16 protein-coding genes are annotated in these 22,288 nt (G+C 73.8%); 2 read left to right on the forward strand and 14 right to left on the reverse strand.

Annotation, left to right across the window (positions count from 1 at the left end; genetic code table 11):
* Positions 1–120: 120 nt before the first annotated feature.
* From RM446_RS04655 to RM446_RS04665, 3 genes are all read right to left on the reverse strand, one after another.
* Positions 121–594, reverse strand: coding sequence for a carboxymuconolactone decarboxylase family protein (locus RM446_RS04655; RefSeq protein WP_311543839.1), 474 nt, complete (start codon positions 592–594; stop codon positions 121–123).
* A 180-nt stretch (positions 595–774) separates the two neighbouring features.
* Positions 775–1,698 carry a serine hydrolase gene (locus RM446_RS04660; RefSeq protein WP_311543840.1) on the reverse strand — a complete coding sequence of 308 codons (924 nt, stop codon included), beginning with the start codon at positions 1,696–1,698 and terminating at the stop codon, positions 775–777.
* A complete protein-coding gene (locus RM446_RS04665; protein WP_311543841.1) occupies positions 1,695–2,552 on the reverse strand; it encodes a LysR family transcriptional regulator in 858 nt (285 codons plus the stop codon). The genes RM446_RS04660 and RM446_RS04665 overlap by 4 nt, the downstream gene beginning before the upstream one ends.
* A 209-nt stretch (positions 2,553–2,761) precedes the next feature.
* Between RM446_RS04665 and bla the strand changes: the two genes are divergently transcribed.
* Complete coding sequence (bla, locus tag RM446_RS04670) at positions 2,762–3,703, forward strand: class A beta-lactamase (protein ID WP_311543842.1); 942 nt, start codon at positions 2,762–2,764, stop codon at positions 3,701–3,703.
* Between the two features lie 194 nt (positions 3,704–3,897).
* On the opposite strand, the gene RM446_RS04675 is transcribed toward bla, so the two are convergent.
* From RM446_RS04675 to RM446_RS04685, 3 genes are all read right to left on the reverse strand, one after another.
* Entirely contained in the window at positions 3,898–4,854 is a 957-nt protein-coding gene (locus RM446_RS04675; RefSeq protein WP_311543843.1) for an ice-binding family protein, read from the reverse strand.
* A 611-nt stretch (positions 4,855–5,465) separates the two neighbouring features.
* Positions 5,466–9,488 carry an MMPL family transporter gene (locus RM446_RS04680; protein WP_311543844.1) on the reverse strand — a complete coding sequence of 1,341 codons (4,023 nt, stop codon included), beginning with the start codon at positions 9,486–9,488 and terminating at the stop codon, positions 5,466–5,468.
* A complete protein-coding gene (locus tag RM446_RS04685; RefSeq protein ID WP_311543845.1) occupies positions 9,485–10,186 on the reverse strand; it encodes a response regulator transcription factor in 702 nt (233 codons plus the stop codon). The genes RM446_RS04680 and RM446_RS04685 overlap by 4 nt, the downstream gene beginning before the upstream one ends.
* 444 nt (positions 10,187–10,630) lie before the next feature.
* Between RM446_RS04685 and RM446_RS04690 the strand changes: the two genes are divergently transcribed.
* Positions 10,631–10,939 carry a hypothetical protein gene (locus RM446_RS04690; RefSeq protein ID WP_311543846.1) on the forward strand — a complete coding sequence of 103 codons (309 nt, stop codon included), beginning with the start codon at positions 10,631–10,633 and terminating at the stop codon, positions 10,937–10,939.
* Positions 10,940–11,049: 110 nt separating this feature from the next.
* On the opposite strand, the gene RM446_RS04695 is transcribed toward RM446_RS04690, so the two are convergent.
* The 8 genes from RM446_RS04695 to RM446_RS04730 form a co-directional block, all read right to left on the reverse strand.
* Positions 11,050–11,928 carry a class I SAM-dependent methyltransferase gene (locus RM446_RS04695; RefSeq protein WP_311543847.1) on the reverse strand — a complete coding sequence of 293 codons (879 nt, stop codon included), beginning with the start codon at positions 11,926–11,928 and terminating at the stop codon, positions 11,050–11,052.
* Between the two features lie 36 nt (positions 11,929–11,964).
* Positions 11,965–13,683, reverse strand: a complete 1,719-nt coding sequence (locus tag RM446_RS04700; RefSeq protein WP_311543848.1) for a class I adenylate-forming enzyme family protein — start codon at positions 13,681–13,683, stop codon at positions 11,965–11,967.
* Positions 13,680–15,599, reverse strand: coding sequence for a CoA transferase (locus tag RM446_RS04705; protein WP_311543849.1), 1,920 nt, complete (start codon positions 15,597–15,599; stop codon positions 13,680–13,682). Before RM446_RS04705 ends, RM446_RS04700 begins: the two co-directional genes overlap by 4 nt.
* 118 nt (positions 15,600–15,717) lie before the next feature.
* A complete protein-coding gene (locus RM446_RS04710) occupies positions 15,718–17,343 on the reverse strand; it encodes a class I adenylate-forming enzyme family protein (protein ID WP_311543850.1) in 1,626 nt (541 codons plus the stop codon).
* A complete protein-coding gene (locus RM446_RS04715) occupies positions 17,340–18,680 on the reverse strand; it encodes a protoporphyrinogen/coproporphyrinogen oxidase (protein ID WP_311543851.1) in 1,341 nt (446 codons plus the stop codon). The genes RM446_RS04710 and RM446_RS04715 overlap by 4 nt, the downstream gene beginning before the upstream one ends.
* A 49-nt stretch (positions 18,681–18,729) precedes the next feature.
* Positions 18,730–19,722 (reverse strand): UbiA family prenyltransferase, encoded by a 993-nt coding sequence (locus tag RM446_RS04720; protein WP_311543852.1) that lies wholly within the window; start codon positions 19,720–19,722, stop codon positions 18,730–18,732.
* 10 nt (positions 19,723–19,732) lie between these two features.
* A complete protein-coding gene (locus RM446_RS04725; RefSeq protein ID WP_311543853.1) occupies positions 19,733–20,887 on the reverse strand; it encodes a DegT/DnrJ/EryC1/StrS family aminotransferase in 1,155 nt (384 codons plus the stop codon).
* Positions 20,884–22,122: a DegT/DnrJ/EryC1/StrS family aminotransferase gene (locus RM446_RS04730; RefSeq protein ID WP_311543854.1), complete on the reverse strand. Its 1,239-nt coding sequence runs from the start codon at positions 22,120–22,122 to the stop codon at positions 20,884–20,886. The genes RM446_RS04725 and RM446_RS04730 overlap by 4 nt, the downstream gene beginning before the upstream one ends.
* Positions 22,123–22,288 lie beyond the last annotated feature (166 nt).

Below are 22,288 nucleotides of genomic sequence, written 5' to 3' on the forward strand. Positions count from 1 at the left end.
GCAGGGCGGCATGTTCGCAGGGGCCCGGGGATCGTCCGGCCGCGCGGTGCGGCCGGAGGGGAAGCCCGCCGACCGCACCGCGCCGTCCGAACTGCTGGTACCGCTCGACGAGCTACTCGACTATGCGAACTGGCCGGGCCGGTAGTCGCCGGCGGGGTTCTGGACGACGACGTTCAGGCGGTTGAAGGCGTTGATGACGGCGATCGCTGACACCAGGGCGACGAGCTGGTCCTCGTCGAAGTGCTTGGCGGCGCCCTCCCACGCCTCGTCGGTCACGCCGCCGACCGCGTCGGCGATGCGGGTGCCCTGCTCCGCCAGCTCCAGGGCGGCGCGCTCGGCCTCGGTGAAGACCGAGGCCTCCCGCCAGGCCGCGACCAGGTTGAGGCGCGTCTGCGTCTCGCCCGCGGCCAACGCCTCCTTGGTGTGCATGTCGACGCAGAAACCGCATCCGTTGATCTGGCTCGCGCGGATCTTCACCAGCTCCTGCGTCGCGCCCGGCAGCGGCGATTCCGCGAGCACCTTGCCCGTCGAGCTGAGGTGCTTGAGGATCCTGCCTGCGGTGGGGTTGTTCCAGACGTCCAAACGGGGCTCCATGCCGGACTCCTTCTCCTGGCTCGGGGTGTGGGCCTACACATCAAGGACGCTGCGGCCCGGCCGGATGTGACACACGCGCGAACCGTCGATCCAGCGGCCATCGGAATGGAAAGCGATTTCCATTTGCGGTGGCCACAAGAACAGCGGCGATGAGCAGGGCGGAGACCGCAGCAGGGGCGCTCAGCCGCCGCGCAGGTGGTCGCGCAGTCGGCGGGCGGTGCGGCCCATCAGCGCCTCGGCCGCGGGCTGGACGGTGGCGGGCACACGCGAGGCGGTCAGTGCGGCGACAGCGAACGCCTGGCCATCGGCGTGCTCGACCACGCCGAACTCGTGCCGCAGGTTCAGCAGGGTGCCGGTCTTGGACGACCAGGCGGCCGCGTCGGAGGCGAAGTCGGGGGCCAGCCGCTGCCGCAGCGTGTTGGCGCCCATCAGTTCGCGTACCCGCTCGGCCACCTCGGGATGGACCGCGGAGGGCCGCCACAGCGCCTGCAGCAGCTCAACCAGCGCCCGCGCCGAACCGGCGTTGGCGCGGGTCGCATCGAGCAGGGCCAGGCCGTGCCCGCGCCCGGGCGTGCCGGCCTGGATGGCCAGAGTGTGCGCCAGGTGCGCCTCGCCGGGGTCGAGGCGCTCGGCCGGTGTCTCGTGCAGCCCGCTGAGTGTGTGGCGCACACTGAGCCCGCGAAGGCCCGCCGACTCCAGCCACCGGGCGACCCCGGCAGGCGGGGTGAGCGCGAAGAGGGCGTCGGCGGCGGCGGTGTCGCTGATGGAGGTGCTCAGGTAGACGAGGTCCTCCAGCGCCGCCCACGCGGGATGGCGGAACCTGGTCAGTCCCATCGGCCCGGGAGTGGTGACGCGGCCCGGTTCCACCCGGATGGGCTCCGCGCCGTCCAGTTCACCCCGGCGCACCCGCTCCAGGGTCGCGGCCGCCAGGGGCACCTTGACCAGCGAGGCGATCGGGTGGTCGAGGTCCGGGTCGATGCCGATCTCCTCCCCGGTCCCCAGATCGCGCACCAGGAAAGAGCCGTGCAGACCGCCCTCGTCGAGTTCGCGGCGGACGTCGCGGAGCAGGGCGGACTCGCCGCCGCCGAACGGGCCCGGGCTCACCGGCGCTCCTCCGCGCCGCGGTCGGCCCCGAGGCAGGCGGCCAGACCCTCCGCGAGTTCGCGCTCGATGCGCTCGGCGTCCTCGCCCTCCCCGGCGGCGACGGCGTAGCCGCGCACCGGGGCGATCCCGCCCGCCGGACGCCAGTGGATGCCCAGTTCGGCGGAGTCCAGTACGTGCGCCGCGGCGGTGGTGAAGGCCGAGGCCACCGCGATCTGGGCGGGCTGCAGGCCCACCGACTCGCCGAGCCGCCGGACACGGTCGCGGATGTGGGGGACGTCGTCCTCGGGCTGGATCCACACGCGGCGCCGCACCTCGGAGTCGCCCCGGCCCACCCGCAGCGTCTCCAGGTGGACTGCCGCGGATCGGGGTTCGGCCACGCTCGCCAGCCCCAGCGGTACGCGCCATGCTGCCTCGTCGGCGGGCACGGCGGCGACGGACGCGCGCACCTGCCGCGTGCGCAGCAGGTCCTCCCGCACCCGCGGGGGTGCGGGGTGCAGGTCCAGCCGGACATCTTGTCGCAGCGCGTCTGCCCCCAACTGCGCCAGCTCGCGCGTGCCGCACACGTCGGGCACCGCCAGCCGCAGCGGTGCGAGGCGGGCGCGTTCGGCGTCGTGCTCCATGGCCTCGGCCAGGGCGACCAGCCGCCGGGCCGAGGGCAGCATGTCGCGGCCGAAGGGCGTGAGGATGGCGCGGCGGGTCGAGCGGTCGAACAGCCGCCCGCCCAGATGTCGCTCCAGCGAGCCGATGCGGCGGCTGGCGACCGGCTGCGGGATGCGGGCGGCCGCCGCGCCGAGGGTGAAGCTGCCGCGTTCGCTCACGTAGACGAACGCCACGCAGGCGCCGACGAGGTCCATGGCCTGATCTTATGCCGGAAGCGCATGGGAACCGCTGTTTGCGTCTTGGACGGCATCAGCGGGCGCGGCAAGACTGTGCTGCGTGGCCGCCGAACGGGGGCCTCCCGTCCGCGCGCAGGGCGGCGCCGGGGGCTCCCGCGCCCGGTCACGGCATCGGAGCCGCATGCGCGCGGCCGGCAGAGTTCGCACCAGAGGAAGGCTTCACCCATATGAACCTCCGATTCCGCCGGGGTGCGGGACTGACCGCGGCCGCCGCGCTCGCCCTCGCCCCGCTCGCCGGATGCGCCGCCGACGAGGCCGCAGCACCCTCCGCCTCCCCTGTCGCGGCGTCGACCCCGGCGCCGGACTCCGCCGCCTCTCCCCCGCGCGGCGAGTACGTGCCCGACCTGAAGCGGTTGGAGAGGGAGCACGACGCCGACGTCGGGGTCTACGCCCTCGACACCGGCTCCGGTGCGGCTGTTGCCTTTAACGCCGACGAGCGGTTCGCCTACGCCTCGACGCACAAGGTGTTCTCGGCTGGCGCAGTGCTGGAGCAGACGCCGATGGACGAGCTGGACAAGCGCATCACCTACACCGAGGACGACCTCCTTGAGTGGGCTCCGATCACCTCCAAGCACGTCGACGAGGGCATGGAGCTGCGCGAGGTGATCGACGCCGCGCTGCGCTACAGCGACAACACGGCGGCCAACCTGCTCTTCGAGGAGCTCGGCGGGCCGGACGGCCTGCAGGAGGCGCTGCATGGGATCGGCGACGAGACCACCCGCGTGGACCGGATCGAGCCCGGCCTCAACGACTGGGAACCGGGCGAGCTCCGGGACACGAGCACACCGCGCGCTCTGACATCCAGCCTGCGCGCCTACACCCTGGGCGACGAGCTTCCCGAGGGCAAGCGCGAGATCCTCGTGGACATGATGCGCCGCAACACCACCGGCGACGCCGTCATCCGCGCCGGGGTGCCCGAGGGCTGGACGGTCGGCGACAAGACCGGGAGTGCCGACTACGGCACCCGCAACGACATCGCGGTGGTCTGGCCGCCCGATGACGCCCCCATCGTCATGGCGGTGCTGACCAAGCACGACGATCCCGACGCCGAGACCGACGACGCCCTGGTGGCCGAGTCGGCGGAGGTCGCGGTCGACGCGCTGGCCTGACCGCCGGGAGCCCGCCCCACCACCGCACCCCCGAAGACGGTGGAAGGACGCACAAAACCTGGCCGCCCCACCGACTGAGGTGAAGCGGCCAGGTTCATCGGTCGATCGGGTCACATACAGACCAGGGAGACATTCGCTTCGATCCTGAGTACCGCAGAGGATCGAATCCCTAGTTTCCGTGCACGATCAGGACATCAGTAGCCGTTCGGGTACCCGTTCCCGTCGCCGTTCCCGTTCCCGTCGCCGTTCCCGTTCCCGTCGCCGTTCCCGTTCCCGTTCCCGTTCCCGTCGCCGTTCCCGTCGCCGTTCCCGTTCCCGTCGCCGTTCCCGTCGCCGTTCCCGTCGCCGTCGCCGTTCCCGTCGCCGTCGCCGTTCCCGTCGCCGTCGCCGTCGCCGTTCCCGTCGCCGTTCCCGTCGCCGTCGCCGTCGCCGTCACCGTCACCGTTCCCGTCGCCGTCGCCGTTCCCGTCGCCGTCGCCGTTCCCGTCGCCGTCGCCGTTCCCGTCGCCGTCGCCGTCGCCGTCGCCGTTCCCGTCGCCGTCTTCGTCGCAGTCAGCCCGCTGGATCACGTTGTTGTCGAGCGTCACTTCACCGTTGCGAGCCAGCAGACGGCCGTCGACCGTGGCACCCGTGTTCGCGCTAATCGACGTCAGCGCAAGGATGTTGCCGGTGAACGTAGAGTTGGTCCCCAGCGTCGCCGAACTCCCGACCTGCCAGAAGACGTTGCAAGCCTGGGCGCCGTTCACCAGGTTGACGTCACTGGCCGACCCGGTGATGAGTGTGGAGCCGATCTGGAAAATGAACGCGGCGTCGGGGTCACCCTGCGCGTCCAGCGTCACCGTTCCGGTCAGCCCGAGCGACGAACTGGCCTGGTAGACACCGGGTGTAAACGTCTGCCCCACGAGGTCACCGGAGACGCTGGCGGTTGCCGGACGCCCGGCCGCGTCGTTATACGCGGTAGTCAGGTCGGACTGTGCCTGGAGGGCGACGGCATCCGCGGTGTGGGTCGCCCCGGTGACCATTCCCGGAGGGAACCCGGTGACAGCGGTACCCGGGTGGACCCCCAGATCCCCGCCGACGACACTCGGCCCGGTGTTGGTGACCGCCTGGCCGGCCAGGACCGCGAAACTGTCAGCGGTACCGAGGTCCACTGGTGCGGGCTGCGCTCGCGCGCTGGTTGCCGTGAGACCCAGCATCGCGAGGGCCAGCATGAGGGCGATTCCGGCCGCCGCCAGGACATAAGGAGGCGAAGACCGGAAAGCGCGCATCGAGCTAGATTTCATCTAATGCACTCTCTCTGAATCAGGAACTCGACCGCAGGCGAAATCCAGACGGAAACCCCGTTCCACGGTCGTCAAGGATGGTTCTTGCGACGTCGTCTGAGCAGCCCATGGACACGAAACGGCATCCAGGACCTCTACACGGGAGTGGACTGTACCCATCCACCTGAGTATTTCCGAAGCGAACCGCCGAGCCGGCCCGAAATAACCGCGGGCCCTCGACGGCTAACCCATGACCCCTGATGCGTAGATTTAGAGTGTTTTGGATTATCCAATTTGGAAATCGTGGATCAGCGCCGAAACAGCGACACCGGAGATCTTGCATCATGCGCCGCGCACTAATGCGGCCAGACCGCGCGGGTAATCGCGGCGACCCGATACGGGAGCACCGGTCGGCGCAGAATCGGCCCCGGGGGCCATTCGGCAGAGAGCCCATTCTCTGAGCCCTGCCGCCCCTTCCTTCCGTCACTGCCGATGCCGCGCTAGCACTCGGCGGGTCCGCCCCCGGCGGGCTGGCTGTGCGCGGCGCTGCCGGCGTCCCCGCTCTCCGGCGCCTTCTCCGCGGCCGGTGCCGGGTGGGCGGTGCCCAGACGCTCGCCCTCGATGTCGACGTCGGGCAGCAGCGCGTCCAGCCACCGCGGCAGCCACCAGGCCGCCCGGCCGAACAGGGCCATCACCGCCGGGACCAGGGTCATGCGGACCAGGAAGGCGTCGAAGAGCACCCCCGCCGCCAGCACGAAGGCGATCGGCTTGACCATCGCGTTGTCGCCGAACACGAACGACGCGAACACGATGACCATGATCGCCGCCGCCGCCGTGACGACCCGGGCGCCTTGGCGGAAGCCGGTGGCCACGGCCGCCTGCGCGTCGCCGTGGTGCACGTAGTCCTCGCGCATCCGCGAGACGAGGAACACCTCGTAGTCCATGGCGAGCCCGAACAGGATCCCCACGAGCAGGGTCGGCATGAACGCCAGCAGCGTCGGCGCGGGCTCGACGCCCAGCAGTCCGGCGCCGTAGCCCCACTGGAACACGGCCACCGTCAGCCCCAGCGCCGCCCCCGCGCTGAGGACGAAGCCCAGAGCGGCCTTGAGGGGCACGACGATCGAGCGGAACACGACCGCCATCAGGATCAGCGCGAGTCCCACGACCACCGTCACGAACACCGGCAGCGAGTCGGCCAGGCTCTCGGAGACGTCGATGGCCGTGGCGGTGGCGCCGGCGACCGCGATCCGCGCTCCGACCTCCTCGTCGATGTCGTCGGACAACCCCCGCACCTCGTGCAGCAGGTCCTCGGTCGCGTAGGCCGAGGGGCCGGTCTCGGGGACCACGGCGATGATCGCGGTGTCTTCGACGTCGTTCAGCTGGGGCGTCATGACCTCCTGGACTCCGTCGAGCTTCTCTAGGCGCTCGGCGACGTCGTCGGCGGCGGCCGGGGTGTCGGACAGGCCCGTCAGGTCGGCGACTACCGCCAGCTGACCGGAGTAGCCGGGGCCGAACTCCTCGCTGACGATCTCGTAGGCCTGCCGCTGGGTGGTGTCCTCGGCGCTCGTGGCGTCGGTGGGCAGGCCCAGGTGCAGGTCGCGCACCGGAACCAGGGCGATGACCAGCACCGCCAGCACGGCCAGGACCGCTGCGAGCGGGTGGCGGGTCACCGCGGTCACCCACCGCGTGCTCATCGGGCGCTCGGCGCCCAGCGCCGCCTCGGCGCGTCGGCCGAGGACCGGCAGCCGTCCGGCGCCCACGCGGCGGCCGAGGAAGCCCAGCAGAGCGGGCAGGAGCGTGACGGCCAGCAGCACCGCGAGGGAAACCGTCACCATTGCGGCGACGCCCATCATCGTCAGGAACGGGATGCCCGCGAGGGAGAGCCCCGCCAGCGCGATGACGACGGTGACCCCGGCGAAGACCACGGCACCGCCCGCCGTGCCGATGGAGCGCGCGGCCGACTCGGCCGGGTCCATGCCGTCGGCCACCTGCTTGCGGTGGCGCGAGAGCACGAACAGCACATAGTCGATGCCCACGGCGATCCCGAGCATCATCGCCAGAATCGGCGCGGTGCTGCTGAGGTCCACGAACCCGGTCGCCGCGTACAGCAGGGCCATCCCCACGCCCACACCCAGCAGCGCCACCAGGACCGGCAGCCCTGCGGCCACCACCGCACCGAAGTTGACGAGGAGGATGACGAGCGCGGCGACGACGCCCACGGCCTCGCCCGCGCCGACCTCGGGCGGGGCCATGGTGATGGCCTGGCCGCTGAACTCGACCTCCATGCCGGCATCGCGCGCGCTGTCGCCGGTCTCGAGGATCGCATCGACGGTCTCCTGGTCCACGGAGTCGTCAGGCTGGCTGAGCTGCACGTTCAGCATCACGGTGGTGCGGTCGTCGGAGAACTGCGGGATCTTCTCGACGACCTCGTCCTCGTCGAAGCCCGGGGCCTGCTCCTCGACCTTCTGTACGGCCTGCTCCTGGGCCTCGGGCAGCGCGTCGGCGATGAGCCGATCGCGGTCGGGCGTCCCCGGCGGGATCTGCCCTTCGACCTGTTCGCGCGCCGTCTCGCGGGCCTCGTCCGTCGCCTCGGCGATTCCCTCGCGGTACTCCTGGCGGGCGTCGTCGAGCGCCTGGTGGGGGCCGTTCACGGCGTCGACGCCCTCGACGTCCTCCAATTCGGCGGCGGTCTCGCGCACGGCATCGGCGTAGGCCTCGTCGTCCACGACGTCGGCGCCGCCGGGTGCGCGCAGCACAGCGGTGGCCGTGCCGCCCCGGCCGTCGAACCGGGTCTCCATCAGGTCGGTGGCCTGGTCCGACTCGGTGCCGGGGATGCTGAAGGTGTCGTCCATGGGCGCGCGGAACTGCACTGCGGCGCCGAGCGCGGCGATGAGCACCACCGCCCAGACGGCCACCACCAGCCATCTGCGGCGGAACGCGAATCCGCCCAGGCGGTACAGCAGTCGGGCCATGCTCGCACTTCCTCTCGTCCGCGCCTGATCGTCCGCGACCACCTCATCCGGCCCTGATGAGGAGGCGTCACGAAGAGGATGAGAATCCGATGTGAGTCCGCCACCGGCGGTGAGACCGTCGTCACGGGGTCGGCCCTCCCCGGCCGAGCCGAGCCCCTCCACCGGGGCGAACTCCAGGCGCAGCGTGGTGCCGGCCTCCGGCGAGGAGGTGAAGCCCGCGTCTCCGCCGTGGGCTCGCATCACCGCACGCACGATGGGCAGCCCGAGTCCGCTGCCGGGCCGCGGCGAGGGCGAGCCGCGGTAGAAGCGCTCGAACACGAACTGCGCCGTCTCCTCGTCGACGCCCGGCCCCGCGTCGGCGATCTCCAGCACGACGCGCCCGCCGACCCGGCGCAGCGAGGCCCTCGCCGGGCTGGTGGCGGGCGTGTGCACCCGCACGTTGGCCAGCGCGTTGGCCACGGCCTGGCGCAGCTCCTGCTCGTCGCCGAGCACCAGGCCCTCGGCGGCGATGTCGGCGCGCCACTCGCGTTCGGGCTGGGCGGCGCGCGCGTCGGCGACGCTGTCGGCCACGACCCGGGCCAGCTCGACGACCTCGCGCCGGGGCGCCGGCCGCTCGTCCAGACGCGCCAAGTACAGCAAGTCGTCGACGATGGCGGCCATGCGGTCCGACTCCTGCTGGGAGCGGGTGATGACGTCGGGGCGCTCGGCTACGTCGACGACGCCCTGGGAGACCATCTGCAGGTAGCCGCGGATCGACGTCAGCGGCGTGCGCAGCTCGTGCGAGGCGTCGGAGACGAACCGGCGCAGCCGCTCCTCCGAGGCTTCCCGGGCGCGCAGGGCCGAACGAAGCCCGGTGAGCATCCGGTTGATCGACCGGGTGAGCCGCCGGGCCTCGTCGGCGTCCCTGGCGCCGGGCAGGGGTACGCGGCGCTCCATGTCGCCGCCCGCGATGGCCTCGGCGGTGTCGACGACGTCGCCGAGGGGCCGCAGGCCGCGCCTGATCACCGCCGCACCTGCCGCGAGCGCGACCAGCAGCATCATCGCGCCGCACGCCGCCTCGACCGCCACCAGCCGCTTGACCGTCTCGTCGACGGGCGCCATCGGCTCGCCGATGAGCGCTATCGTGTCGTAGGAGGGCACGTGCACGAGCGCGACACGGTAGTCGGCGCCGTCGCGGTGGACGGTGAACGGGCCGTCTGGGGCCGAGGAGACGTCGATGTCGCGCAGCAGGACGGGGCCCGACCCCTGGATCCGGTGGACGGACGATCCGGGTGTGCCGGGGGCGCCGCCTTCGCTGAACTCGACGACGAAGTCGCTGGGCGCGCGGACCTGCTCGACCAGCGCGGCGGGGTCCCCGGCGAAGATGTCGGCCTGGCGTGCTCGCGCGAACTCGGCGGCGATCTCGATGCGCTCGTCGAGGCGGTCGAGCAGGTAGGTGCGCAGGAACGCCGCGCTGAATACGGCGACGACGACCAGGGCGAGTGCCATCAGCACGGCATTGACGGCCACCATGCGCCCGGTCAGCGTGCGGATCCGGACGGGCCGTCTCATGCGTCGTCCTCCGCGCGCAGCACGTAGCCGAACCCGCGCTGGGTCTGGATGAGGTTGGGGCCCAAGGTGCCGAGCTTGCGGCGCAGGTAGCCGATGTAGGTGTCGACGATGTTCGACCCGCCCGTGTAGTCGGTGCTCCACACGGCGTCGATGATCTGGGCGCGCGAGAGCACCCGGCCGCGGTTGAGCATCAGGTAGCGCAGCAGCTCGTACTCGGTGCGCGACAGGGACACGGGGCGGCCGGCGCGCTGGACCGTGCAGGCCTCCTCGTCGAGTTCGATGTCGGCGAAGCGCAGCACGGCCTCCTCCGCCTCAGCGGCCTCCGAGGGGGCGATGCGGCGCAGCACTGCGCGCACGCGGGCCAGCAGCTCGTCGATGTTGAACGGCTTGGTGACGTAGTCGTCGGCTCCCAAGGTGAGGCCGGCGACGCGCTCGCTGTGGGCGTCCTTGGCGGTGAGCAGGACGATGCCCACGCGCGGCAGGGACCGGCGCAGCGTGCGGCACACCTCGAAGCCGCTGCCGTCGGGCAGCATGACGTCGAGCACCACGAGGTCGGGCGGGCTCGTGCGGGCCGCGGCGTAGGCCTCGGCGGCGGTGGCGGCCGCGGCCATCTCGAAGCCGTGGAACTCCAGCACGGTGCTCACCATGTCGACGATGTTGGGCTCGTCGTCGACGACGAGGATTCTGGGTCTGGTCATCGGTGGTCCAGCGAAGCCGAGGCGGATGAGAGCAAGATGAGAAGCGCCGCGCGGAAGCCGTCGTTCCCGATAGGGAGACCGCGGCGGCTTCGGAGGGTGCGCGTGCGGACCGGGGCCCCGCCGTCCCGAGCGGGCCGGCCGGCGACGCGCGCGGAGGAGGGCTCCGGTTCGCTCCGGTCCGAACCGTTCGGCCCGCCTTTTCGGGAATACACACCCCGGCCACATTAACCGGGCAACGCGGTTTCTGAGGCGTTCATTTTCGGTCACCCGGAAGCGAATTCCGAAAACGGAAATCCGCGGCTGCACCAACAGGGCCTGTTGACCTGCGGATCGAGCGCAGTCAGAATCGGATCGCAACGCTGGACACGCCGCAGCACACTTGTCCGCATATGCACGATCGAGTCTACCGGAGACCGAATGCGCCCGTTTTCCTCAGCCCTTCCCGTGATATCCGCCGCGGCTCTTTCCGGCGCGCTGGTGCTGGCCATGGCCGGTACGGCACAGGCCGCAACGGGAAGGGTAGTCGTCTACAAGTCCGAACTCCAGGCCCTGGACACCTATGAGAATCCGCCGGACGGATCGTGCCATGCCCTTCCCGGAACCGCGCACGTTCTGCTGAACCAGACCGACTCCGAGGTCACGATCCACGCTGCCCCGAACTGCATGCCGCCCGGAGTCGCGGTCCAGCCGAACCACGGGTGGCACGCGCCGCCGAGCGGAATCACCGGCCCCTTCAGCTTCTCCGTCGGCTGACCTCCACGCCTTTCCCGAACGCAGCACCGTCGATCTTGTAGCTATCGTCACTGAAAATCGTTTTACCTCACGATAGCTACAAGATCAACGGGGTTCGGGGGCGGCCTGCGCTAGGGGCGTCGGCCCTGGACGGTGTAGAAGGCGGGTGAGCAGGCCAGGAAGTCCGGGTGCGCCAGCAGGCGGCGCACCTGCGCCAGTTCCTCGTCGGTCATGCCGGCCTCCAGCAGGGCTTTGCGCAGGTGGCGGGTGTGGTGGGCCTGCAGGCGCGCGCCCGGCGCTCCGGCGCTCCACACCGACACGTGCGGCCGCGGGTCGACGTCGGCGAACCCCGTTCGGCGCAGCGCCGCTGCGGCGTGCGCGCCCCATGCCGGGTCGGCCCCCGACGCGGCGAGCGCGCGAAGCTTGGCCCGCTGGAAGCGCGCGTACAGCCGTGCTCCGGGTTCATCGGGCATCGCCAGACTCGGCGCGTGGGTGGCGTCGAGCTCGTCCAGCTGCAGCCACCCGCCCGGGCGCAGCGTGCGCAGCAGCCGGGCCAGCACGGCCTCCCGCTCGGGCAGGTGCATCAGCACCAGCCGCGCGTGCACCAGGTCGAAGGCACACTCGGGCAGTCCCTCGCGCACCACGTCGTGCCGCACCACCGCCATTCCCGGCTCGTGCGGGATGTGCACGGGCTTGATGTCGGTGACCATCACCGAGCCCCGCGGGGCCACGCGCCGGGCCAGCCACCGGCCCACGCTGCCGCCTCCGCCGCCGACCTCCAGGCACCGCCAGCCGGGGCCCGCACCCGTCCGGGCGAGGGCCTGCGTCGTGGCCGGGTCGTAGGCCGCGGCGAGGCAGCCGTGCTGCTCGACCGCGTGGTCGCTGTCGTTGTCGAACAGGTAGCCCGTCTGCCCGAGCCGACCCGCCGCCCCCGCCGCTGCCGGCACTGCCGCCGCGGCCGCCTCCTGCCGCGCGCACCCCGTGTCGAGCGCCCGTATTGCATCCGCCATGTGCTCCCCCTCTCCGCTGCCCGCGTGCGCCGTTGCCTACCTGCCGTGCCGCGCCGCGGCCGGGGGCGCCGCCCCCGGCGCCGACGCGGACGCCCGCTCGCCGGAGGACGCCGCCCACTCCGCCAGCGTGCGGTGGCAGACCTTGCCGGTGGCTCCCAGCGGCATTTCGCTCAGCCGCAGCAGCGCCTCCGGCAGCTTCACGCGCTCCAGACCGACCGCGTCCTCCAGGAACACGGTCAGCTCGGCCAGCGCCAGCGGCGCCGCTCCCGCCCGCTGCACCACGCACGCGCACAGCCGCTCGCCCAGGTCCTCGTCGGGCACCGGGACGCACACCGCCTCGGCGACCGCCGGGTGCGCGGCGACCCGCCGCTCGACCTCGCGAGGGCTGATGGAGTATCCGCCGCGCTTGACGACGCGCTTGATCCGGTCGATCACCCTCAAGGCGCCGTCGTCCTCGAACCTGCCCCGGTCGCCGCTGCGCACCCAGCCATCGTCCGACCGGTAGCGCGCGTCCGACTCGGGCGCGTTGACGTAGCACAACGGGCTCATCGGCCCGCGCGCCCAGATCTCGCCCTCTACGCCGGGCGCGGCGTCGAGGCCGTCGGAGGCCACGATGCGGATCTCGGCCGCGGCCGGGTCCGGCGGCCCGGTGACGCCGCCCGGCCGCGCGCTGGTGCCATAGGGGGTGTGGCAGTTCATGCCGTCCGCTGATCCGTAGACGGTGAGCACCGGCCGGCCGAACCGGGCGCGCGTAGCGTCGAGGACTCCGGCCTCCAGCACCGCCGAGCTGGTCACGACGGTGCGCAGCGACGACGTGTCCTCGTCCGGGCGGTGCGGCCGGGCCGCCATCCGGCGCAGCATGGTGGGGACCGCGAACAGGTGGGTGGGCCGGTGCTCGGCCGCCGCCCGCAGCGCTGCGGCGGGATCGAACCTCTCAAGGACGATCAGCGTGCCGCCCAGCCCTGCGAGGGTCACCGGGACGCCGAGCGAGCCGTAGGAGGAGGCCAGCGGCACCAGCACCAGGTTGCGCATGGGCACCGAGCCGTCGTGCAGCGCGGCGACGTAGTTGGTGCGCCCGCCGGCGAACGCGTTGTGGGAGTAGGCGATCATCTTCGGTTCGGACTCCGAACCGGAGGTCACCAGAATGCGCGCGGGCGACTCGGGCGGAACCGCGGTCCCGGGCCCGTCGCACCCGGCGCCGTCGGCGGCCGCCGCGTCCAGCGGCACGGCTCCGGCGCGCGGGCCGGTGCCCGCGCCCAGGGAGAACACCGACGCCAGGTGCGGTGCCTCCGGGCGCAGCCGCGCCAGTTCGGCGAGGGGGTCGGTGCGCCCGGTGGCGTCGCCCGCGATCACTGCGCTCGCCCGCGAGCGGCGCAGCAGCGCGGTGATCCCCGCGCGCCCGCGCATGGCGGGATAGGGCAGCGACACCCCGCCGATCGCGGCCACCGCAAGCTCGGCGGCCGCGGCCCGCCAGCCGTCGGAGAGCTGGACCGCGACGATGTCGCCCGGGCCGAACCCCGCCTTCGACAAGGCCCCGGCGATCCCGCGCACCCGCGCGTCCAATGCGGCGTAGTCGAGCGTGCCCTCGGCGTCGACGACGGCGTCGCGGTGCGGGTGGTCGCGCACCCGGCGGCGGAAGAGGGTGTAGAGGTCGACGTCGGGGCAGTACCCCTCCTGCACCCACGCGCGGCGCAGCCGCGAGGGCACCAGGTCGGTGAGCACGATCCCGTTGTTCGACGTCCAGGCAGCGTTCACGGCGAGAACTCCCAGGGTGAGCGGACGAATGCGGCGCCGGCGCCCTCTACGGCGGCGCCGAACCGGGGGTCGGCGGCCAGCTCCGCCAGGTCGGTGCATACGGGGGTGGCGTCCAGCCCGCCGGCGCGCAGCCGCCCGGCCAGCTCGGCCGCCGGCGAGGCGCGGCAGCGCGCGGCCAGGCCCGCCCGGACGTCGCCGCCCTGCACGGCCGCGCCCAGCGCACGGGCCACCTGGTCGGGAGCGCCGCGTGAACGCGGCCCGAGGGCGAGTCGTCCGTCGCCTGCGGGCAGCGGCTCGTCCAGCGGCCCCCGCAGCGAGCGCCGGGCCGGACGGGAGCCCCCAATCGCGCCCCCTCCGACCGCTGCGGCCGAGCCGGTGAGCACGGTCGCGGCGTCGTAGAGGGAGGAGTCGACCCGGGACCCGCCGGCCCCCCGGCACCGCGCCAGCAGCCCGGCGAGGACCCCTTCCGCGCTGACCAGCCCGCCCAGCACGTCGGTCAACGTCATGAGCGACGGTGCGGGAGGCGCGCCCTGCGGGTGCACCAGCGCGCCGACCCCGCTGTGCGCCTGCACCAGGAAGTCGGTGCCCAGCGGTTCCGCCCCGCTCATCGCAGCCCCCGCCCCCTCGGCGCGGCCCCAGCCCGAGGCGCAGGCGTAGACCAGGTCGGGGCGCACCGCGTGCAGGTCGGCGGCGTCCAGCCCGAAGGCGGCGGCCTTGCCCGGCGCCCAGTTGTGCAGGAACACGTCGGCGCCGGCCACGAGCTCGCACACCTCGCGCCGACCCGCCGGGGACTTGATGTCGATCTCGACGACCCGCTTGCCGCGGTTCAGCGCGAGGAACCGCGCCGAGCACGCGCCGACCGTGGGCGGCATCCAGCGCAGCGGGTCGCCGCCGGGCGGCTCGATGCGCACGACCTCGGCGCCGAGCAGCCGCAGCACGTGCCCGGCCAGCGGCCCCTGGACGCGCCGCGCGGACTCGACGACCACCAGTCCTTCCAGCGGCCCTGCGGCTCCGGCGCCGCAGGGCCTGTGCACCGGCTCCGGAGTCCCTGAGCGCGCAGCGGCGGACAGCCGCCACGGCGCGCGGTCGGTGCGGGCGGCGGCAGGGGGGCCGGCGGCGCGCACCCGCACGATGCTGATTCCCGCCGCCCGGCCGGCGCCGGCGACCTCCCGGAAGCTGTGAGCCGCGACAGTGCCGTGCAGTTCCGGCGGCAGCGGGCAGACGGCGGTGGCGAAGCGGTGCAGGAAGGGGCGCCATCCGCGGGCGAGCGCGCCGCGGTCGGCGCCCAGCAGCGACCAGAACCGCTGCCAGGTCTCGGGGGCGAACGTCTCGATCTCGAACCGCACGCCGTCGGCCGAGACGAACGGCGGGCCGTCGGAGCGGGACTCCTCCGGCCGCCCGGCCTCGGGCGCGGTCGCCGCCGCCAGGTACTGGCCGACGCTGAGCAGCGCCGCCTGGGCGACCGAGGTGCGCACACCCGTGGTGTCCAATCCGCGCAGCCGGCCGACGGCGGCGGCGAGCAGTCCGTGGACGGCCAGCACGCCGCCGACCGCGGAGGCGTAGTCGAGCCCGAGCGGGCGCGGCTCCCCCGCCGCGCGGCCGTGGACGTGCATGATGCCGCAGGCGGCCTGGACGGCGGTCTCGTCACCGAGGGGGATGCCGAGGGGACCGGCCCAGTCGATGCCGCAGGCGATGCGCCCGCCGGGCACACCGAGCACCAGGCGGCCCGCCGACGCTTCTGCGGGCGCGTCCTCGGGCGGGGCGCCGCCCGGCTCCGCGTCGGACCCTGCCCCGAGCAGCCGCAGGTGGTCCTCGGCCACACGCGCCGCGGCGGAGTCCCCCGCGCGTTCCGCTGTGAGGCCCGCCAGCGGCGCCGCGGTGCCGCCGGCGGCGATGCCCGCGGACGGCAGCGTCATCGCGCTCCCCCGCTTCGGTCGTTCCGTCCGCACCGGAGCCGCCGCGCCGTCCGCGGCGCATGGCTCCCGCCGCCCCCGGGCCTGTGTCCGCGGCCGCTCCGCGGGCCCTCTGCGCGGGTCACTGCTCGGCCGAGGCGGAGTCGGCGACGCGCGGGCGCGGGATGCGGCGCGAGGTGCCCAGCAGGCGGGCGCGGAGCTCGAGGCGGCGGACCTTGCCGGTCCCGGTGCGGGGAAGGTCGTCCCAGACCGCCATCAGGGGATCGGCCAGCCGCGGGAGGTCGGACGTGGCCCGGCGCCAGGCGTCGGGGTGGAGCCGGCCCGACTCGGTGACGACGACCGGCAGCGGCGGGCCCTGCCGGGGCCGCAGGACGACGCACTCCAGCACCTCGGGAATCCGGTCGTCGACGATGTCCTCGATCTCCATGCAGCTCATCCGATCCACGGCGTCGACCTCGCGGTCCAGCACCCGCACCGATCCGCTCCGGGCCACCTCGCCGATGTCCTCGGTGTTCCACCAGCCGCCCAGCTCCTTGGCCGCCCAGCGCTCGGGCTCGCCCACGTACCCGTGGCCCAGCGCCTTCGTGCGGGCCAGGACCAGCCCCGGGCGGCCGCGCGGCTGCGGGCGCAGGGTGGCGGGGTCGACGACGCGCAGCCGGGTGCGGCCCGGTACCGGGCGGCCGAGGTCGCGGGTGGTGGGGCGGCGGTCGCCGACTCCGGCAAGCGCACTGCGCGTCAGGAACCGGAACGTGAGCGGTCCGGTCTCGCTCTGGCCCCAGCCCTGCAGCCAGACGGGGCGGCGGTGGGCGCTGGCGGCGAGGAAGCCGCGCACGGCGGGCGGGTGCACGGCGTCGAAGGTGCTGATGTAGAGCCGGACCCGGCGGAACACGTTGTCGGCGCTCTTGGCGCGGGCCAGCGGCTGCCAGCGCACATAGGTGGCCGGGAGCGCCTCCAGCGTGGTGGGCGGGTGCTCGCGCAGGAACGGCTCGGCGCTCTCGGGCGCGTGGTCGGCGACGAGCGCGACAGCGCGCGGGCGCAGCCAGAACACGCTCGCCGTCCAGGCGAACGCGCGGCCGTGCACGAAGGACGTCGCCGAGGCGACCGTGTCGTCGGGACGGCTGCTGAGCACCGGCCAGCGGTGCGCCTCGAAACCGATAAGGCGGCGCACGATGGTCCGCGTCGAGTGCACCACCAGCTTCGGGGTGCCGGTGGTGCCGGAGGTGTGCACGATGATCAGCGGCGCGTCGTCGCGCCTCCGCGGTGGCGCGGGAGCCCGGTGGCCGCGGGCGTCGGCCAGCGGCACCGCGCCGGGCAGCGCCTCGGGGTCACCGTCGAGCAGCAGTCGGCGCCGGGCGGGCGGATCGATTCCGGCGGCGCGCAGGCGCTCGGCCGTGGCACCGTCGAGAGCCAGTACCTCGGGGCGCAGCCGCGCCAGCATCGTGCCCAGAGCGGGAGGTGTGACGTGGGCGGAGATGGGGGCGGGCACAGCGCCCAGACGGATCGCCGCCATGGCCAGCAGCACGATGTCCCAGTGGTTGCGTTTGACGAGCGCGACCCGGTCGCCGGGGCCCGCCCCCGCCGCCGCCAGCCAGCCGGCCGCGTCCTCGACCAGCGCGGCCAGGTCGGCGACGCCCAGTTCGACGGCGGCGCTCGGGTCGACGTCCAGCGGACGGCTGAGGTAGGCGGTGGTAGGGCTGTTCCGGTCGGCGAGCGTGTCGAACAGCGTGGCGACGTCGAGCCGTTTCATCGGTTGTCCTTCCCGGGGACTGGGCGTGCTCCGTGCGCGGGGCACCGTTCGGCGGCGTCGGCGAGGACGCGGGAGGCGGCGACGTGCGCGGAGGCGACCGCGCCCTCGCTGCAGGGACGCAGTTCCACCCAGTCGCCGGCGTAGTCGATCGCGCGGGCGGGGCGCCCGCGGAACGCCGCGCGGGCGCGCAGCGCCGCCGGCGCGGCCTCGGGCAGCCCGTGCGGGAACCGGTGGACGTGGACGCGGCCGAGAAGGCCGCGCAGTCCGGGCAGGTAGCGTTCGGCGCGCTCGGCGAGCGCCGCGGCGATCTCGGCGTCGCCCGCGCCGATGAGCGATGCGGTGGCGCGCGGCGTGCTGACCAGCGAGACCAGGCCGCGCCCGGCGGGCGCGCGGTCGGGGTGCTTGTTGTGGTCGAGGGTGACGACGTTGACCAGGTCGTCCTCGGCGGCGGGGATGAGGACCGCGAATCCCCGCATGCCCGCAGCGCCGGCGGGCCGGCGCGCCAGCTCCAGGCTCACGCGCAGCATCGGCGCGAACGAGCACGCGGCGAGGAAGTCGCGCTCCTCCTGCGGCGCGCCCGGGTGCAGGCCTCCGGCGAGCGGCGCGGGCACCGCCAGCACGGCCGAGCGCGCCGTGACCGCGGTGCCGTCGAGGGTGAGGCGAGCGCCACCGGGGACGGCGGCGACCTCGTGCACCACCCGGCCGGTCGCGACGTCCAGGCCCGCGGCGAGCCTGCGGGCGAGGGTGTCCATGCCGTCCCGGTAGGTGCGCCAATGCGCGGCGCTGCCGGTGGACCGCAGGTGGGCGAGCAGCGGAGCGGCAGCGGAGCGCTCCGGGCGCCAGCCGAAGAACCCGGCGGCGAGCGGGAAGAGGAATCCGTCGCGCAGCTCGGGACCAAGGCGCTCGGCGAACTCCTCCAGGGTGCCGGTCGCCTCGTCGCCGCCGCCGCTCAGGAGGCGCAGGAGCTCCAAGCGGGCGCGCGCGGAGAGTCCGGCGCCGGTGAGCAGTCCGAGCGGGCGCCCCGCGTTGGGGCGGGCGCGGCCGTCGCGCCAGACGGACAGGGCGCGGGACACCCGCGGGACGTCGGCCGCGCCGAAGCCCAGCTCGCGGATGAGCGCCCAGGTGGCGGGGTAGCCGGCGGACGGGATCATCTCGGCGCCGGTGTCGACGGTCCAGCCGCCGCGGCGCAGGGTGCGCATCCGGCCGCCGACGGAGTCGGCCGCCTCGAACACCTGAACCTCGCGGCCCGCCCGCCGAAGGGCGTGGGCGGTCGCCAGGCCGCCGATCCCGGCCCCCACGACCGCGGCGTCGATGTCGGGTGGTGCGGCTGCGGTCATCGCGGTCCGCCCGCGCGTCGGTGGCCCGTCCCCGCCCGGCGACTAGGCGTCACAGGGTCTCCCCGGGGACGAGCGGGCGCGCCAGGTTGACCGCGATCAGCAGGACGACGGCCACGCGGTGGATCTTGATGCCCAGGTTCCGGGCGCGCAGGATGTCGCCGCGGACGAAGCCGATGGTCCACTGGCGGGCGCGCAAGGCGACGACGGGCGACAGGGCGAGCGCGAACCACCAGGGCGCGACGCCCGCGACCGCGGCCCCGACGATGATCGCCGCCTCGGCGGCGGAGACGGCCGCGATGAAGGCGGCGTTTCCGCGGGGCGATGTCAGCACCGCGACGGTGGGGCGGTGCACCCGGGCGTCGCCGGGGATGTCGTTGGTGTTGGAGTAGACCCCGAACAGCAGGGGGCCCAATCCGAAGAGCACGCCCTGGACGACCACGAACGCGTCGAGGGTCCCGGACAGCAGGCCGTAGGGTCCGGCCAGCAGGCCCACGCCCAGCGCGACCAGGAAGACCTCCTGCCAGCCGTGGTAGCTGAGCTTGAGGCCCCAGGAGTACTGGGCCGAGCACACGAGGCAGAGCGCGAGCGCGGCGACGGCCCACAGCGGGCTGTGCGGGGCGACGGCGACCGCCGCGCCCCAGATCAGCGCTGTCGCGGCGGCCGCCGCCCAGCCGAAGCGGATGGCCTCGGCCTCACTGAGCGTGCCGGCGATCAGCGGTTTGCGGACGAGCTTGCGGCGGGGGGCGTCGGGGCCGTAGTTCGCGGCGTCGCTGCCGTCGCGCAGCCCGGTGACGTCGTCGAACGAGGTCATGACGGCGACCATGCACAGCTCGCCCGCGAGCAGCAGCACCAGTGCGGCGAGTACGGCGGGGTCGGTGCGTTCGACCGGGGCGAGCAGGCTCCACGCCACCAGCAGGCCGAGGTAGTAGTCGATGATGTCGAGCTTGGCCAGGCGGGCGTAGGCGCCGGCCCTGGCGAGCAGGGCGGGATGCTGCCGGGGGCGGGGGGCGGCGGTGCTTCGCGGGGGATCGTCGGGTGCCATCGGGATACTCCTAGGGTGCTCGTCGGCTCGGAACGAGGGGGTCGCTCCCGCTGTGGCGGGCGTAGGCGCATACGGAGTCGGCGATGTGCTCGACCTGGGAGTCGCTCAGGTGCGGGTAGAGCGGAAGGGAGAGGTTGCGCCGGGCGGCGTACTCGGCGCCGGGCCAGGCGGCGCCCGGCGGCGCGTAGGGCGCGAACGCGGGCTGGCGCGGCAGCGGGCGCGGATAGTAGACGTGGTTGCCGACGCCGTTGCGGTCCAGGTGGGCCTTGAGGTCGTCGCGGTGCTCGGCCAGCAGTGTGTAGACGTAGAAGCAGCGGCCTTCGCGGCCGGGCGGGGGCGCTGCCACACCGCGGTCGGCGAGGTCGGCGAAGCGCTCGGTGTAGTAGTCGGCGATGCGCGCCCGGCGCTCCAAGCGGTCGTCGAGCCCGGGCAAGCGGTGCAGCTGGAAGGCGGCGAGGACCTCGTCGAAGCGGCTGTTGTAGCCCACGCGGTGGTGCACGAAGCGGCGGGTGCCGTCCTGGCCGTGGTTGCGCAGCATCCGCACGGTCCGGCCGAGCCCGGGGTCGCCGGTGACGACGGCTCCGCCCTCGCCCGCGGTACCGAACGTCTTCACCTGGACGAACGAGAACACCCCGGCTTCGCCCCACAGACCCGCGGGGCGTCCGGCCAGCACGCCTCCCTGAGCCACCGCGGAGTCCTCGACCAGGCGCAGCCCGCGGCGCCGGGCGATCTCGGCGAAGCGCGGCATGTCGGCCATCACCGAGAACATGTGCGCGGGCATCAGGGCGCGGGTGCGGTCGGTGACGGCTGCCTCGGCGGACGCGGGATCGGCGACCAGGGTCCGGGGGTCGACGTCGGCGAACACCGGGACCGCGCCGAGCCCGCAGACCGCGGCGGCCAGCGGAGCGCAGCCGAAGGCGGGCACGACGACCTCGTCGCCGGGCGCGACGTCCATCGCCGCCAGCACCAGGCTCAGGGCGCTGGTACCGCTGGAGCAGGCGACGGCGTCGGCCGCGCCCAGCCGCCGGCGCAGGGCCTCCTCGAACTCGGCGGTGCGCCGGCCGAGGATGAAGCGCTGGTCGGGATCGGTGCCCACAGCGTGCAGGGCCTCCAGCAGCTCCGCGCGGTCGGCCTCGAACAGGTCGGGCGGGAAGAAGGGGATCACGCCTGCTCCTTTCCGGTGTAGAAGCGGGTGATGAGCGCGCAGACGCGGTCGACCCCGTCCAGGGTGAGGTCGGGGTAGAGCGGCAGGGCGAGCGCGCGGGCGCAGGCGGCTTCGGCGTTGGGGAAGTCGCCGGGGCGGTGGCCGAGGTGGGCGAAACAGGGCTGCAGGTGCAGCGGCACCGGGTAGTAGGCCTCGGTGCCCACGCCGTGTTCGCCGAGGTGGGCGGCCAGCTCGTCGCGGCGCTCGAACTCGGCGAGGTAGACGTAGTAGACGGGGTCCGCGACCGCCGGGCGCGGCACCGGGGCGGGCAGGCGGACGACGCCGGGCACGCCGCGCAGCCGCTCGGTGTAGGCGGCGGCGAGTTCGGCGCGGCGCCTGATGCCGGACTCCAGGTCGGGCAGCTTGGCCAGCAGCACCGCCGCCTGCAGGTCGTCCATTTTGCTGTTGTGGCCGGGCAGGCTGGTGGTAGTGGAGATGCGCGAGAACGCGTCGAGGGTGTCGCCGCGCCGCCCGTGGTGGCGCAGGGCGGCGGCCGTGCGTGCGATCTCGGCGTCGTCGGTGATGACCGCGCCCGCGTCGCCGATGGCGCCGAGCGTCTTGGCGGGGAAGAACGAGAGCACTCCGCCGGCGCCGAGCAGGCCGGCGTGGGTCCCGTTCCAGCGCATGCCGATGGCCTCGGCGCTGTCCTCGACGACGGCGAGCCGGCGGCGGGCCGCGAGCGCGCCCAGCTCCGCCATGTCGGCCATCTGGCAGAACAGGTGCACCGGCATCAGCGCCCGGGTTCGGTCGGTGACGGCTGCCTCGGCGGACGCGGGGTCCATCGCGTAGTCGGCGGGGTCGATGTCGGCGAAGACCGGGCGGCCGCGGGCCAGGGCGACGGCCGAAGCGGAGGCGATGAAGCTGAATGCCGGTACGACGACCTCGTCGCCCGGGCGCAGGCCGACGGCGCGCAGCAGCAGCACGAGCGCGTCGGTGGCGGAGTTGACGCCCACGACGTGGCCGGCGCCGGTCCACTCGGCGAGCGCCGCCTCCAGTTCGGCGACCTTGCCGCCGTGCGAGAACTTCCCGTTGTCCAGCACGTCGCAGCAGTGGCGGCGGATGTCGGGCCACATTCGCGCGAACGTGTCGCGCTGGGTGAAGAACGGTACCGGCGGCGGCTCCGCGGCGGTCTGCGGGACAGGATCGGCCACCGCCGCGGAAACCGCTGAAACGGCGTCCGGAAATTCGCGTTCCATGCAACACCTAGGTCGAATATCGGGGGCCGGCGAAACAGGTCGAACGACGGGGGGCACCGTTTTCCGACCGCCGGTTTCCAAGGCGGACCCGATTATGCCCTGGCCGCGGCGAAGCTAACCGGGAAATCCGGAAACCCGTCCGACGAATCGCGGACCGCAGGGCCCG

It is taken from the genome of Streptomonospora wellingtoniae, assembly GCF_031845375.1.
Taxonomy (GTDB): domain Bacteria; phylum Actinomycetota; class Actinomycetes; order Streptosporangiales; family Streptosporangiaceae; genus Streptomonospora; species Streptomonospora wellingtoniae.

Excerpts from the sequence above, each read along its gene's own strand:
- RM446_RS04655 (WP_311543839.1), bottom strand. The coding sequence starts at position 594 with ATGGAGCCCCGTTTGGACGTCTGGAACAACCCCACCGCAGGCAGGATC.
- RM446_RS04665 (WP_311543841.1), bottom strand. The coding sequence starts at position 2,552 with ATGGACCTCGTCGGCGCCTGCGTGGCGTTCGTCTACGTGAGCGAACGC.
- bla (WP_311543842.1), top strand. The coding sequence starts at position 2,762 with ATGAACCTCCGATTCCGCCGGGGTGCGGGACTGACCGCGGCCGCCGCG.
- RM446_RS04680 (WP_311543844.1), bottom strand. The coding sequence starts at position 9,488 with ATGAGACGGCCCGTCCGGATCCGCACGCTGACCGGGCGCATGGTGGCC.
- RM446_RS04685 (WP_311543845.1), bottom strand. The coding sequence starts at position 10,186 with ATGACCAGACCCAGAATCCTCGTCGTCGACGACGAGCCCAACATCGTC.
- RM446_RS04695 (WP_311543847.1), bottom strand. The coding sequence starts at position 11,928 with ATGGCGGATGCAATACGGGCGCTCGACACGGGGTGCGCGCGGCAGGAG.
- RM446_RS04705 (WP_311543849.1), bottom strand. The coding sequence starts at position 15,599 with ATGACGCTGCCGTCCGCGGGCATCGCCGCCGGCGGCACCGCGGCGCCG.
- RM446_RS04710 (WP_311543850.1), bottom strand. The coding sequence starts at position 17,343 with ATGAAACGGCTCGACGTCGCCACGCTGTTCGACACGCTCGCCGACCGG.
- RM446_RS04715 (WP_311543851.1), bottom strand. The coding sequence starts at position 18,680 with ATGACCGCAGCCGCACCACCCGACATCGACGCCGCGGTCGTGGGGGCC.
- RM446_RS04720 (WP_311543852.1), bottom strand. The coding sequence starts at position 19,722 with ATGGCACCCGACGATCCCCCGCGAAGCACCGCCGCCCCCCGCCCCCGG.
- RM446_RS04730 (WP_311543854.1), bottom strand. The coding sequence starts at position 22,122 with ATGGAACGCGAATTTCCGGACGCCGTTTCAGCGGTTTCCGCGGCGGTG.